Annotated in this window: 6 protein-coding genes; 1 reads left to right on the top strand and 5 read right to left on the bottom strand. The window is 49.1% G+C overall.

The genetic code is table 11. From position 1 onward, the window contains the following. Positions 1-60: 60 nt before the first annotated feature. The 4 genes from Pan54_RS05950 to Pan54_RS05935 form a co-directional block, all read right to left on the bottom strand. Complete coding sequence (locus Pan54_RS05950) at positions 61-1,434, bottom strand: NAD-dependent succinate-semialdehyde dehydrogenase (RefSeq protein WP_146502635.1); 1,374 nt, start codon at positions 1,432-1,434, stop codon at positions 61-63. 670 nt (positions 1,435-2,104) lie between these two features. Then, a complete protein-coding gene (locus Pan54_RS05945; RefSeq protein WP_146502634.1) occupies positions 2,105-3,550 on the bottom strand; it encodes a DUF1501 domain-containing protein in 1,446 nt (481 codons plus the stop codon). Positions 3,551-3,558: 8 nt separating this feature from the next. Then, complete coding sequence (locus Pan54_RS05940; protein WP_165441608.1) at positions 3,559-6,204, bottom strand: PSD1 and planctomycete cytochrome C domain-containing protein; 2,646 nt, start codon at positions 6,202-6,204, stop codon at positions 3,559-3,561. A 249-nt stretch (positions 6,205-6,453) separates the two neighbouring features. Next, the gene (locus Pan54_RS05935) at positions 6,454-8,742 is read right to left on the bottom strand and encodes a S9 family peptidase (protein WP_165441607.1); all 2,289 of its coding nucleotides are present in this window, start codon (positions 8,740-8,742) and stop codon (positions 6,454-6,456) included. Between the two features lie 480 nt (positions 8,743-9,222). Here Pan54_RS05935 and Pan54_RS05930 point away from each other — a divergent pair, with 480 nt between their 5' ends. After that, positions 9,223-13,779 (top strand): DUF6797 domain-containing protein, encoded by a 4,557-nt coding sequence (locus Pan54_RS05930; RefSeq protein ID WP_207310054.1) that lies wholly within the window; start codon positions 9,223-9,225, stop codon positions 13,777-13,779. Positions 13,780-13,885: 106 nt separating this feature from the next. Here Pan54_RS05930 and Pan54_RS05925 read toward each other — a convergent pair whose 3' ends face one another. Further along, a complete protein-coding gene (locus tag Pan54_RS05925) occupies positions 13,886-15,211 on the bottom strand; it encodes an SGNH/GDSL hydrolase family protein (RefSeq protein WP_165441606.1) in 1,326 nt (441 codons plus the stop codon). Between the last annotated feature and the right edge of the window lie 223 nt (positions 15,212-15,434).

The raw sequence follows: 15,434 nt of genomic DNA, 5'->3' as shown, positions 1-15,434 counted from the left end.
ATGTGAAGCCGAATGCGTGAATTGAATCCTATGGCACTGTTTTGTTATTTGTTGATAGCTCTATTTTCTGTTACCCAGGTGGATGATTTTCTTGTTGACAAATTCGAGGATGCCGAGATGCGATAACTCCCTTCCGTAACCGGAATTCTTGATGCCGCCAAACGGCAATTCTGCTTGAGATTTAGTGGGCTGATTGATGAAGACCATACCTGTTTCGATTTGTTCAGCGACGCGACGCCCTCGCTCGATGTCTTGCGTGTAGATGCTACCGCCAAGTCCATAGGAAGAATTGTTGGCAAGCTCAATGGCTTCAGCTTCGTCTTTGACTACATAGACGCTTGCAACCGGACCGAACAGTTCCTGATCGAACGTGGGCATGTCTGGCGTAATATCAGACAGGATTGTGGGGTTGAAGTACGCACCTTGGCGATCCGGTCGATCACCACCGAGGACAACCGTCGCTCCTGCATTGATGGTTCCCTGGACTTGCTTCTGCAACTTCACTGCAGCCTCTTCGGTCGACAAAGGAGACAACGTTGTCTCTTCGTCCAACGGGTTACCCATCTTCAGTTGCGACATCTGTTCCTTGAAGGCCGATAGAAATTTGTCAGCCACTTCTGCGACCACGATAAATCGTTTTGAGGCAACGCACGATTGCCCCGCATTTACCATTCGTCCCTTAACCGCCAACTCGACTGTCTTTTCCAAATCGGCATCTTCCAAAACGATGAACGGATCATTCCCGCCGAGTTCGAGCACACTGCGTTTGAGATTCTTACCAGCCAATGCTGCAACCGCCGCTCCCGCCTTTTCGCTGCCTGTCAGCGAAACGCCTTGAACACGCGCGTCCGACACAATGTCTTCAACGAAGTCAGTGGGAATGAACAAGTTCGTGTAAACACCGTCGGGAAGTCCGCACTGCGAGAACAACTCAGCGATCGCCTCAGCACATTGAGGCACATTGTTCGCATGCTTCACCATCACGGTATTGCCAGCCATGATGTTGGGAGTCGCAAACCGAATCACTTGATAAAAGGGAAAGTTCCATGGCATCACACCCATCAACACGCCGAGTGGTTCGTAGTGAAGATAGGCATCTGCATCGACATCTTTCATCGGTTGATCAGCGAGAAATTTCTCAGCTCCGTTGGCATAATACTCCGCAATGCTCGCGCAATACTCAATCTCATACTGGCTTTCAGATATTCTCTTCCCCATGTCAAGTGTGATTGTACGAGCAAATTCATCAGCATCCTTTCGCAATAATTCTGCGAATTTTAAGAGAGCCTTTTTACGTTCATCAAAAGATGTCTTTCGCCAGCTTTGGTAGGCATGGTGTGACTTCCCAATCGCATCAACGACATCATCTTTAGATAACGCCGTGTAGGTCTCAAGTTCTTCATTCGTGGCGGGATTGATGCTTATGATCGTCATGGGATCTTCCTATTTCTGTTTGATTGCTGATATTTCGTTTTACAAAGTGCTTATTGTCAGTTGAATTCATTCTCTTCAAAGAAATAAGAACTACCAGGACAAACATGAGCGCTACCACACCACGGCGGTCATTATGCGACCATTGCCGTGACTCACGCATTCTGTAACTAGTGGATCGTTACGCTTAAACTTTGGGTTGTGTGCCACTGGTTTCGACAGTGCAAGTCGAGACTAAAAGGGAAGTTTGATACACTGACAAAGCCAGTGCCACTCTATTGTTAGTTGGAACAGAGCACTATTGCCCTTTCAGGGCATAGAGTTGGGCCTCAAATGACGGTAACGCACTCCGTTGTCGTGCTTTAAAACACCTCAGCCCAAATTATGACTGGAGGTATGCAAATTCCAATAAAATCATAACCCGAAGCGTCAGCGAGGGGCCCTTGTGGAATTCATAATCAACGAGATCTTGTCCATGTCATCCCTGTTAAACTGATAGCAAAACAAGCAATTTTCATGCCACGCAGATCAGTATTTCACCTAAAATAACAGGCACGACTTGATATTTGAGTTTAACCGAATTACGAATCGAAAGCCGTCCCCTTGCTGACGCTTCGGGTTAAGAGGCTTTGGATTTATGAATTCTGTCTTTTCGCAAAAATCCAGTCACAAATTAAGCCAATATTTTTTCGACGACCGAACCTTGCCCAGGTTCAACAAGAGTCACGGATTGTCCGTTTGTTGGATGGGCCAATTCGGTGTGATTGAGTCCCATCTGATGCATGATGGTTGCATGGAAATCGTGTTGTGTGACAACATCTTCGATTGCCCGATGACCGAATTCATCCGTTTTCCCATGGACATGACCAGCCTTTATTCCACCGCCAGCCATCCAGATAGAAAAGCCTTCCGTATTATGATCACGGCCAGGTTTTCGACCTTTACCACGATCCTGAATAACCGGAAGCCGCCCCATTTCTCCACCCCATTGCACGATCGTACTGTCCAGCAATCCTCTTTGTTTCAAATCTGTAACCAAAGCTGCCGAAGGCTTGTCGATCCGTTTACAAGCACCGGTGAGAGCAGCAAAGATATTCTCATGCATATCCCAAGCATAATTCCAGATTTGCACGAAGCGGACCCCACGTTCGACAAGTCGACGGGCTAATAGACAGGCTTCTGCCAGCTTGCGAGTTTCACCATCCTGTGTCCCGTACATTTCATGAATGGATTTGGACTCTTTATTCAAATCGAGGGCTTCTGTAGCCGACGTTTGCATGCGAGCCGCTAATTCATAACTGGCAATTCTTGCAGAAAGATCCTGCTCGCCGGCATGCTCCTGAAGATGCGACTGATTCAACTGCCGGAGCAAATCGAGCTGACGAGATTGTGCATCGCCCTGCAGGTGCTTGGGCGGATCCAAATGTGCAATCCGAGGATTTTGCTCACGGACAATCGTTCCCTGATAAATCGATGGAAGATGCCGACTGTCCCAAAATGGGGAACCGGGGGGATCGCTATTGACGATTAACGCAACAAACGCCGGCAAGCTTTGAGTTTTCGCTCCCAGGCCATAAACAAGCCAACTTCCCAAAGAAGGCCAGCCATCACGACCGCGGCCCGTTGTCAAAGCGCGCATCCCCGCGACATGATTCCGGATATCAGGAAGATTCATTGAGCGGATCAGGGTCACATCATCGACGATATTGGCAAAGTGTGGCAGAAGTTCATCATTCACTTCCATGCCTGACTGACCACACCTGGAAAATTTCCACGGCGTAGGCAGTACAACAGACGTTGCCTGTCCGGCATTATCATATTTGATATCACTCCCCGGAAACTGCTCTCCGGCATATTTATCAAGGATCGGCTTGCGGTCGAACAGATCCAGATGACTCGGACCGCCACCAGTGAAGATTGAAATCATCGCTTTGGCTTGCGGTGGATGGTGCGGTTGTTTCGGTAACAGATCATATTCAATCGGTATCAGCGATGGCTTAGCCGGGGCTGCAGGCACGCTATCCGCGCTCAGTAGAGAAGCAAGTCCCAGTGAAGAAATGCCCAACGCATTCTGAGACAGAAAGTGTCTTCGAGAATTACAGGATGAATTAGGTTTCATGATGTTGATCAATCCAGGTAAAGAAACTCATTAGAACTGAACAGAATCTGGCATAATGAGGCCAAAGCCAATTCATCCGGTTGCTTTTGTTTCTGATTTTCAAAGTGAGCTGCTTGAGAGCTCAGATAGGCCGTAGCGGCTTCCATTTCAGCTGGGGAAGGAGTCCGCGAATAAGCGTGATTCCAAACGGCTGTCACTTGATCGGAAGGTGACCCGTTTTCACCAAGTTCTTTGCCAATTCGTTTCGCAAATGCTTCTGCCTGCTGGAGAACGAAATCGCTGTTCAACAATGCCAAAGACTGTGTCGCTACTGTGGAAACAACACGTCGCTCACAATTCGGCTCCATGCTGGGGGCATCGAACGCTTGCAACATAGCAACTGGCTCTGTTCGTCGAACCTGAATATAAACCGTCCGTTTGAGTTCACGGCGATCTTCGGAAATCTTTCCGCCGCCGACAGTCAACACCCCTCCCGCATTGGTGGAAACGGGAACCGGTGGTCCGTACATTTCCAGATTCAATTGCCCACTCACAAATAAAATCGCGTCTCGAATCGATTCGGCTTCACGTCGTTGAACGGGCATCCGCCACAAATATCGATTCTCTGCATCAACAGCCATTGCTGTCGGACGTTGTTTGGATGATTGACGATAAGTTCGTGATGTCATCACCAGACGATGAAACTGTTTCAATGACCAACCCTGATTCATAAACTCGGAGGCGAGCCAATCGAGTAATTCTGGATGAGACGGTGGATTGCCCTGGGTTCCAAAGTCACCGGTCGTATCCACAATTCCTCGCCCGAAATGGTGATGCCAGAATCGATTGACGAGCACACGCGACACAAGAGGATGAGAACCATTAACGAGTGATTTTGCATATTCGAGACGTCGTCCCGAAGTTGCTAACTTTGACAGAGATTCTCCCGCAGGATCAGCTTCAGTCGGTTGAACTGTAGGTTTGGATCCATGCTTAAAGAGAGACAAACCGCCTGGAGTCACAGGATCGCCAATCGGCGAGTTCAGATCACCTCGATAAAATACGAACGTCTCAGGAACTTGACCGGCTACTTCATAAGCGACCCGCAAATAGTCAGGTTGAGGTTTCGTAGCGCGAATTTCGTTCGCCTTTTTAGACAGATCCTCATAGGACTTTTTCAGCTCGGGACCATCTTCATACCGTTCTAAAAACAAATGCACTGTATTGCGGCTTAGCAAGCCCAGCATCGGATACTTTTCTTCGAGTAACGCTGTTTGTTCAGGCGTCCGATCTGCCTTCACAGTCTGGTAGGCCGTTCTTGCAACTTCCTGATCGGCTTCCGGGACAGATTCCATCGTTCTTTCAAAAATAAGATCGACGACCTCCATCAGTCGCTTGTTATAGGCATCTGAGATCGGCTTTGCCTCCGCTTCAATTTCTGCCGCTTTCTGTTGATCTTCTGCTGAAAGCACCGCAACCTGACGAGACTTTGGCTGTAACCATTTTTGAGTATTGTAGACGGGGGCGAATAAGGCTCGCAGGCGGTAAAAATCATCCTGTGGAATCGGGTCGAACCGATGATGATGGCATTCAGCACAAGCAACCGTCGTGGCCAGAAGTGACGACGTCACAATCTTGATCGTCTCAGTGATCGTCTGATTCTGTGCAAGGTTGGCGTCCATCGGAGACGATCCCGTTCCATCGGGAGCCATCCTTAAGTAACCAGTCGCAATCAGCTTTTCCCGTGCAGATTCGTCCTTGTTCGCCAATGCAACGGCATTCGCAGAAGTTGCCTGAACCAGCTCGTCACCGGCGATCTGTTCGACAATCATTTCGTCCCAGGGTTTGTCTGCATTGAACGAGTTGATCACGTAGTCGCGATAATGCCAGGCATCATTACGGAGGATATCTTTATCGTTGTAGCCCTCGGAGTCTGCATAGCCAGCTGCATCAAGCCAGTGTCGTCCCCACCGCTCCCCATAGTGTGGGGAGGCAAGCAAACGTTCCAGCAATTGCTCGTAGGCATCCTCTGCCGGGTCATTCACAAAATTCGCCACTTCCTCCGGTGTTGGCACTAATCCGGTTAAATCAAAGGTGACCCGTCTGATGAGCGTCACTTTGTCGGCGATCTCCGAAAATTCGAGTTGATGCTCAGCAAGCTTCCTCGAAACGAATGCATCAATTGGGTTGGAATACTCCGACTGAGGAACATCAGGACGCTGAATCGATTGATAAGCCCAGTGAGCCCGTTCGACTGACGATATTAAAAATTCTCCCGGTTCAGGATTTTCTTCCGGCTCCAGGTCTCGAATCTTCGCGCCCTGATCGATCCACTGTCGTATTCGTGTGACGTCTTCCGGGGGGAGATGTTCTTCCTCTTTCGGAGGCATCATGCCACTTTCGACATAATCGATCAGCAGGCTTGATTCACTATCGCCCGGCACTATCGCTGGTCCAGAGTCTCCGCCTGAAACCATCATTCGCCGGAGTCGTAAATCCAATCCCCCTGACAAATCACGATCTTCACCATGACAATGAAAACAGTGTGTTTTCAAAATGGGACGGATATCGGTTTCATAGACAAGTTCCCCGGCACAGACGAATGTTGATGCACCAAACACACCAAGCAAACATAATCTCAAGATAACCGGTCGAACAAAAGCCAGGTATTGCATTGCGACAACAACCTCTATGAAGGGAATAAACGGCAGGTACGTCGGAGAGAAGCGCATGCAGTCAGTGGAGGAATTTAATCATAGGTGAAAAGCATGAAGATTCAAGAGCATTTTGCTCATTCTGGTTTGGAACCGTAATTACGAGACCAGGTTTTATCACCATTTGCGCATCTTATTAATTGCACATCTTATTAACTCCTCCTGCTCAATCCCTCACGTCCTTCTACTGAACTCAAATGACCAGTCAAGTCATTCGTTCACTGGTAAGTGCTGCAGAAGATAACGTGTCATCAATTCTCTGAGGTGACGTTCTGTATTCTCGCGTTCTTTGATGGCGTGGGTTCGGTTGGGATAAGCCATCAAGCTGAATTGCTTATTACAGGCGACTAGTTTATCAATCAGCAATTCGAGCGTCTGGTAGTGGCAGTTGTCATCGCCTGTCCCATGAACAAGCAATAGATTTCCTTCCAAATTCTGAGCAAAATTGATTGGGGATCCTTCCTGAAATGCTTCCGCATTCGTTTCCGGCAGGCCCATATAGCGTTCCTGGTAAATGGTGTCGTAGTAACGCTGATCTGGAACTGAGGCAACTGCGATTGCAGTTGAATAAAGATCGGGATACTTAAAGATCGCCTGCAGACTTGAGGAACCACCACCACTCCATCCCCAGATTCCAACACGCTTGGAATCGAGGTACGGTCTTTCCTTCAAAACTGCTCTAACTGCTGCGGCCTGATCTTTGGGCGGAAGAATTCCTATCTTCTTATAAATACTTTTACGCCAGTCTCGACCACGAGGGACGTGCGTTCCTCGATTATCAAAACTCATGACCACATAGCCCTTCTGGGAAAGCATGAAATGCCAGAGATGATTGCTCTTCCCCCACTGGTCAACCACAGTTGTCCCAGCTGGCTCCCCATAGACGTAGATCAACAGAGGATAACTGGCGCGCGGATCAAAATCAGGTGGTGTCATACACCAGCCATCAAGCTCTATGCCATCACCGATATCGACTCGAAAGAACTCGACTGGATTGAGATCCAGTTTCCGAACACTTTCAGCAACGATTTCATTTTCCTCGAGCATTCGGACGGTTTGAAATTCTTGAATACTGATTAATGCTGTATGGCCAGGCCAGTCGGCATGGGATGTCCGATGAATTGCCCACTTGGCATCATCGGAGAACTGATAATCGTGAACTCCAACCGTTTCTGGCGCGGTCAGTTTTATAGCTGGACTCCCATCGAGAGATCCTCGAAAAAGATAACGCCGGGTTGGATCATCGGGAGAGGCGATGAAATAAAAACATTGGCGTTTTTCATCTACCTGCAAAAGTTTGATGACATCATAATCACCTGGAGTCAACAATCGAGACTCTTCACCATTACGGGAAATCAGGTAGGCGTGTCGCCATCCATCACGTTCACTGATCCAGATGAATTTATTACCATCATCCAGCCAGAACAATTCATTATGCACATCAACCCAGGCCGCATCTTCCTCTTTCAGAATTGGTGTGACTTCTCCCGAATTTACATCTGCCAGAAATAGCTGATTGCAATTTTGCAGTCGATTTAATTGCTGGATGACTAACTCTTCTGAACTCTCCGCCCAATCCATTCGTGGGATGTAATATTCGTGAGATTCTCCAGGTGTCAGAATCCATTGATTATTTCCTGATTCGCAATCAACAACTCCAATTTGACAGGCAGGATTTCGCTGACCAACTTTTGGATAGGCGAACCAGGTTACTTCCGGATAGAGCGAGTCTGTATTGTTAACGAGTGGAAACTGATCGACATCAGACGTATCAATCTGCCAATAGGCAATACGTTTTCCATCAGGACTCCAGCGAAATCCATCCCGAACCTGGAACTCCTCTTCATAAACCCAATCGGTCGTGCCATTGATAATGTTTTCGTTGTCCGAGACAGTCAGACATCGTTGAGAAAGATCTGACAGGTCCTGAAGATAAATATTACGATTTCTTACGTAGGCGACCTGCGTTGCGTCCGGAGAGAATTTTGCGAACATCATCGTCGCTGGTTCTCCTGCACCTCCCAGCTTGACCAATTGCCGCGTTGAGCAATCAAACAGCCAATAGTCGCCTCGGGTATTCTTCCGCCAGACTCGTTGTGCGTTCGTATAAACTAATACTTTCGACTGATCATCCGACAGCTCATAGTCGTCTATTTCTAATGGAGTCGATTCCGCTTCAGGAATTAAATCCTCCTTAGCGACAAGAGTTTTATATTCTCCCGTTGCAGCTGAATAACGCCGAATTTCATGATGGTCTTTGTCATCATTCACTTCTGCAAGCAGCGTGTAACTGCTGGTCCCCTCAATCCAACGCGCGGAATAGTCTTTGAGCTCAAATTCTTTAGCATCGAAGATTCTGTCAATGGTGAGAAGAGTCTGCTGTTGCTTTGAATCAGTCACGGAGGAGACATCTTTCATTTTTAAATCATCATCGCTTAAGGCTGAATATCCGGGCATCAGCATAAATGCCAAGACAGTTCGGGAAAGAGATTTTCTCATCACCATCATTTTCCATCCTCTAATTTCGATTCACATTAGAAACCTTGCAATCTCTTTTACTGGAATGAGTTGTCGGTTGTCTAGAATTGAGAACTTTTGAATACTCTTGGTTTCAGGAAACAGTCGGACATTGGAATCCTGCTTTATGGATAACAGAGAAAAATTTTTGCAAGGTTCAATTTGTGCATTTTTATCTCCAGAGAGCATCATTACCTGAAATCGGCAGTTGAAAATGTTGATCACTCAACCCTGTTACTGAAGTGATCCATCATAATCGTCGAACCAATCGAATATGCATTTGGATTTCATTTGCTGTCAATATTTGTAAAGCTGATCAGGATTGATCTCTATCCTCTGTTCATTGAAATTCAAAAGATTTTTTGTATTTGTGACGTTCCAATGAATCTAGAGAGATGTGAATTGATTACAGGTCACACTTTTTCCAGGCTGGACACCAAAACCACTTTTATGAGACATCAAATGACCAAATCGATCAGCTGCCTTGCATTTTTGATGAGCGTGCTCACCAGTACGTTGACCTTTGCTCAAATTCAGAATACCGAGCAGGACAAGACGGCCGTTCTGCGGCAAAATAATCTTGTGGCATGGTGCATCGTTCCATTTGATGCGTCAAAACGCGGACCAGCAGAGCGTGCTCAGATGTTGAAGGAACTCGGGATCACTCGGTGCGCATACGACTGGCGTACCGAACACGTCCCGACATTTGAGCAGGAAATCCTGGAATACAAAAAGCATGGCATCGAGTTCTTCGCCTTCTGGGCCGTCAATGAAGAGGCCTTCGCGTTATTCGAGAAACACAAACTGCATCCTCAGATCTGGCAGACACTCAACGATCCTGGTGGAGAGAACCAGGCTGCCAAGGTCGAAGCAGCCGCTCAGCAGAGGCTGGCTCTTGCGACTCGGACTAAAGCGATGGGTTGTAAGCTCGGTTTATACAACCACGGCGGCTGGGGTGGAGAGCCAGAAAATCTAGTCGCTGTATGCGAGCGACTGCGCGAACTGGGACACGATCATGTCGGCATCGTTTACAACTTCCATCATGGACATGGGCATATCGAGGACTGGACCGAGTCCCTCACTCTGATGTTGCCTTATTTGCATTGTCTGAACTTGAACGGCATGAATGACGGAGCGCAGCCAAAAATTCTGGGAATCGGCAAAGGAACCCATGAATTCAAGATGATTCGTTCGATTCTGGATAGCGGCTACAACGGGCCGATAGGCATTCTCGACCATCGTCCAGAACTTGATGCCCGCGAATCACTGCTGGAGAACCGCGATGGCCTGGAGTGGGTCCGCAAAGAAATTGAGAAACCAGGAAGTGGTGGCCACTCCCCCATCAAATTGAAACCGATTGACTTGAAGCCGCCACGCGCGACATCACGCCTAGACCGTGGTCACCTCTTCCCCGGAGCGGAATCGTACCGACGTCCCCCGATCACGGTTGAAGTGCGAGCCACGCTTCATCGCAGTGATCAGTACAACATCCTGGTGGCAAGCGACACGAAGCAGTCAAATGATCATTGGGAACTGTTTACGATGAACGGAAGCGGTCAGCTGACGGCTTATCTGCCTGGACAGAATCCAGACCATGTTCGCAGTAATGCAAACATCTGTGACGGCCAGCCACATACACTGACGATGAGTTACGAACCTACTCGAGTGAAGCTCTATGTCGACGGCACACAAGTCGCTGATCAGGCGATTGAAGGTCGCGATGGCAATACCAGTGTGCCTGGATCGCTGGCTATTGGCAGGCTCGTTGAAGGAAGGTTGGGTTGCAGCGGAACGATCGACTGGGTGCGGATTTCCAGTGGCGTAAGAGAAATTCCGAAGAAGCCGGTAACGACGGTGAAACGCGACGACTCGACTATCGGTTTGTGGCAGTTCAGCCAGGAAGATCAATTACCGAAACATTCCGGGCACAGTTCTATGAATCCCTCCATAAAGCCACTGCCGTATGATGCAGAATTTGTCGCCAACCTGGTGCAGGATTCCCGAAATTCTGGCGATGCCATCCGCGGAGCCGTCATTTTCAGCGACGCGAAATTGGCTTGTTTGTCCTGTCACAGGATTGGTACTCATGGTGGAACCGTGGGACCAGCTTTATCAGTAATCGCGAAAGATCGAAAACTCACTCACATTGTCGAATCGGTGTTTTGGCCTAAACGTGAAGTGAAGCCCGAATTTACGACATGGCAGATATTGACTGTGGATGGCAAGATTGTCACGGGATACAAAACGGAAGCCACCGAACAGAATATTACACTGAGAGATCCCGCATCGGGAAAGTTGACATCAATCGCTAGAGATGACATCGATGAAGAAGTGGTCGGAAGTACGGTGATGCCGGACGGATTGACCGCTGCAATGACTCGCCAGCAGCAATTGGATTTGATCCGTTTTCTGAGTGACCTTGGGCGCGATGGTCAATCGCTCTCACCAGAAATTGAGCACGTGATCTCGCATGCGCAAAGTCACGGCCCGGTGAAGTTCGACTACACAAAGGCTCCAATTCAACCGCAGCATTGGCCGAACTCAACCCATCATGTTAATCGAGATCGCGTATACGACTTTTACACAAAGCAGGCCGAACATTTTCGACAGCAACGCGATGTTCCGATGCTTCTTTCAGCATCCCCCGGGCTCGACGGTGGGCAACTGGGACACTGGGGGAACCAGTCTGAAGCAGACTGGTCAAGCAATCGCTGGAACGAGACTCAACTGGGAATTGTCCAGGCCGGTGTGTTGCACGCTAAAGGGCTGACAGTTCCGCGCGCTGTCTGCGTGCGACTTGGCGACAATCATGAACTTTCTGCTTGCTTCAACCCCGACACGCTTACTTACGATGCTGTTTGGTCTGACGGATTTGTCACCTTTTCCTCAGTCCGGCACGGTTTTCTCGGTGGTCTTCAATTACAGGGAACACCACAGGCGTGTCCGGAGCAAAATACACCGAAGCAATCTTTTAAATATCACGGCTACTACCGACACCACAATCGGATCATCTTCGCCTACCGAATTGGTGATGTTGAATATCTTGATGCGCCATGGGTGAAGGATGGATATTTCATGCGAGAAGTCGCACCTGTTACAGAACATTCGCTACGATCAGTCATTACTGGTGGGCCTTCCCAATGGCCGCAGATTCTGGAAACCAAAATCAGTCCGGGCAACGGTCGACCGTTTGCCATAGATACCATTGAACTGCCAACGGACAACCCGTGGAATGCTTTGCTGTTTTGCGGTGGTCATGATTTTCTTTCCGATGGCAGCGCGATGATTTGTACAATGCAGGGTGATGTTTGGCACGTCACCGGCCTGGACTCTGGAATTGACAATCCAGGCGTTGCCCGCTGGAAGCGATTCGCATCCGGCCTGCATCATGCGCTGGGTTTGGTCGTCGCCACTGATGGAATATACGTTCAATGTCGAGATCAACTAACACGACTGACCGATATGAACGGTGACGACGAAGCCGATTTCTACGAATGTTACTGCAATGATTTCATGACCTCATCGGGAGGGCATGATTTCATTTGCGGACTGCAGCAGGATCTGCAGGGAAATTTCTACACGGTATCCAGCAATCAAGGTCTGGTCCGCATGACTTCTGACGGCCTAAACGCCGAGGTGATTGCCACTGGTTTTCGGAACCCGGATGGGCTGGGAATACTTCCCGATGGAAGCGTGACAATTGCTTGTTCTGAAGGAGGATGGACACCTGCTTCCACAATTTGCCTGCTGCCTGACGGGAAAAATGCACGAAGCCATTCGCCACCACACTTTGGTTATGGCGGGCCAAAAAACAATCAACCTCCCGAGTTGCCGTTGGCTTACCTGCCACGAGCCATGGATAATTCCAGCGGCGGCCAGACGGTAGTCCCGGCCGATACATGGGGGCCAATGCAAGAACAACTTCTCCATTTATCGTTCGGAATGGGAACATGGTTTACAGTTCTGCAAGACGAAGTAAAAGGGCAAGTCCAGGGAGCCGTCATGCCGATGACCGGTGATTTTCTATCCGGGGTTCACCGGGGACGATTTTCTAAACATGATCATCACCTGTATGTGAGCGGTCAGCAGGGATGGGGAAGTTTTACTCAGAACGAGGGGTGTTTTCAGCGTATTCGCTACACGGGCGATCTCTTTCAGATTCCTACTGAATTTCACGTCCACGAGAACGGGGTGCGAATCACGTTCGCTCAACCGGTCGATCAAGCGTTCGTAAAGAACGTCAGCAATCACTTCGCACAGTGCTGGAATTACCGCTATAGCGGCGCCTATGGCTCACCCGAATATTCGCCAAGCCATCCGGGTATCGAGGGGCATGATCCACTGCGAATTCGCAGCGCCCATGTGATGACTGATCAGCGATCTATCTTCATTGAAATTCCAGAACTGCAGCCAGTCAGTCAACTCCACCTGCGACTGCACGTCAACTCCGATGAGGAATACACTGTTTGCAATCCCGCTGGCAGCGGACATGATTTATTTCTCACGGTGCATCAAATGGATGCTCCGTTTCAGGACTTTCCCGACTACACGCCTGCCGAGAAGACAATCGCCGCTCACCCTATTTTGACCGACATGGCTTTAAATGCTGTGCGAGTTCCCAACCCATGGCGTAATAAGATAAACGGAGCCCATCAACTCGAATTACAGACCGCTGGAAACTTGACCTACGCAACACGAGAACTTCGCGTTGGCGCCAATCAGCCGATCGCATTTACTTTAGAAAACCCGGACGTCGTTCCACATAACTGGGTGTTAGCCCGCCCTGGAACGCTTGCACATGTGGGCGAGTTGTCCAACCAGCTGATCGCCAACCCCGAAGCGTACGCTCGCAACTATATTCCTGAGTCCGATGACGTCATTTGTTATACCGACATCGTTGGTCCCGGACAAAGCCAAACGATCTATTTTCAGTCTCCTTCTCAACCAGGACGCTACCCTTTCCTGTGCACTTTCCCAGGCCACTGGATGGTTATGAATGGCGAATTGATCGTCGAATAGAGATTCGTCGCATGGCCTCAGGATCAGTCTGAGATTCCAGAAGATCATATCCTCTAATTTGAGAACATTGCGAATTTTCAAAATTTGTATTCTCGCTGCCCTTCCCTCATTCGGACTTCGGGAAAAGTGCCATGAGACTATCGGCGAAGAGCTTGTGCCCGTACATGTTGGGATGGTTGATATTGTTGTCCATCAATGTGATGTAGGGAATGCCCTGCCGCCAGAGCCGACCGTACCGCAGAGATCCTTCGGCAACCGCAATCTGGTTCTTCTTCGCTAAATCACGGACTCCTTTCACGTAGGCGCGGGGATCGTCATCGATGTTTCGCTGGCTCGATAATCCCATCCAGCCTGGACGAACATAGTGCGGGGTCAGAATGATCCACTCCGCGCCAATTTCCCGGAAGTCGGCAAGGATCTTACCGTAGCGTTCCTCCACTTGAGCTTCAGAAAGACCGCCATCGTTGACGAATTCAGAGACGATCAAATCGGGCTTTTTGTTCAACACCTTCTCCTGATAGTTGTGTTCACTGCCCGGTGGTTCGCTAAGGTAACTCCCAGTATTTCGTCCACCCCACGCCTCGGTGACTAATTCAATCTTTGCGTTTGGATAGCGTGCTTTCAGACGCTCGACAAACATCGTCTGGTAGCGATTGAAAGTCGTTACGCTGTCGCCCCAGGCGAGGATTGTCAATGACTCTCCAGACTCAAGTTTTTCCAAGGTCTTGGGAAGCAGTATTTCTGCAATCGATGTACTGTTTGCTTGCGGCTCCGGATAGACGGTTTCCAGGATCGGATAAAGGTGGTCGTTAGTCAGAGCGTTGAGACGGCCTGAAATATATATGTTCGCCAGTCGGATCTCACCCGGCTCCAGCGCTGGCGGTTCAGGCATGGACGCATGCGGCGTTCCCATTTTGTGCACGATCCGACCATCGTCACTGAGCACGACAGAATCGAGACGCTGTTTTGCATATTGATAGTCGATGTACACAGGCTGGTCGGGAGCGATCTCTCCTTCTGGCAAACGACCGACGGTACCGGAGACAAGGTCTGCCTCGTAATCGATGCCTTTCTTAAACGTCTTTGCCTCAGGTTCCAGCCCGTCTCGGATCACAAGGCTCTCGGGGTCGAGCAAAGCTTCCACCGTGCATTCCGCTGCAACCACTCCTTTGAGCCGAACACCCCTTCTCCAGCCAGCTGAAGTCTTGGCGTCGAAATCTGGAAGTCTGTCGTATTTCTCATGGGCGACCGTGACGATATCGGGGCCGGGGATTTCCACCTCGGCAGCAACCGGATGGGAGCCCGGTACCGTCACCGAAACAGTCCAATCTCCCGTCAACTGAACCTCCGCAGGTGTTTCAATTGGGGCAGTTACCCCAACAGATGCAAAACCGCAAATCAGGACGGCGACGAACATTATTTTCATTGACATCTTCGTTCCCATATTCATAGTTTGGATTTGTCCAGGGATCTTTCTTAATGTGAGAATACGTTGCCTAATGAAGACTTACAAGACAATTGCATAACAATCGAACCATCCAACCTGCAGAGGCTGATAATACAAATTTTCAAGACTACAAGTCATCTATCGTTGAGGGAATGTTTCATAAATTCATTCCTGGTCTCATTAGAGAGCCATTTCATCGGCTAAGGTA

Source organism: Rubinisphaera italica, assembly GCF_007859715.1.
GTDB classification, from domain to species: Bacteria; Planctomycetota; Planctomycetia; order Planctomycetales; family Planctomycetaceae; genus Rubinisphaera; species Rubinisphaera italica.
Note: the sequence above shows the minus strand (reverse complement) of the source record. Positions and strands in the feature narration are given on the sequence as shown.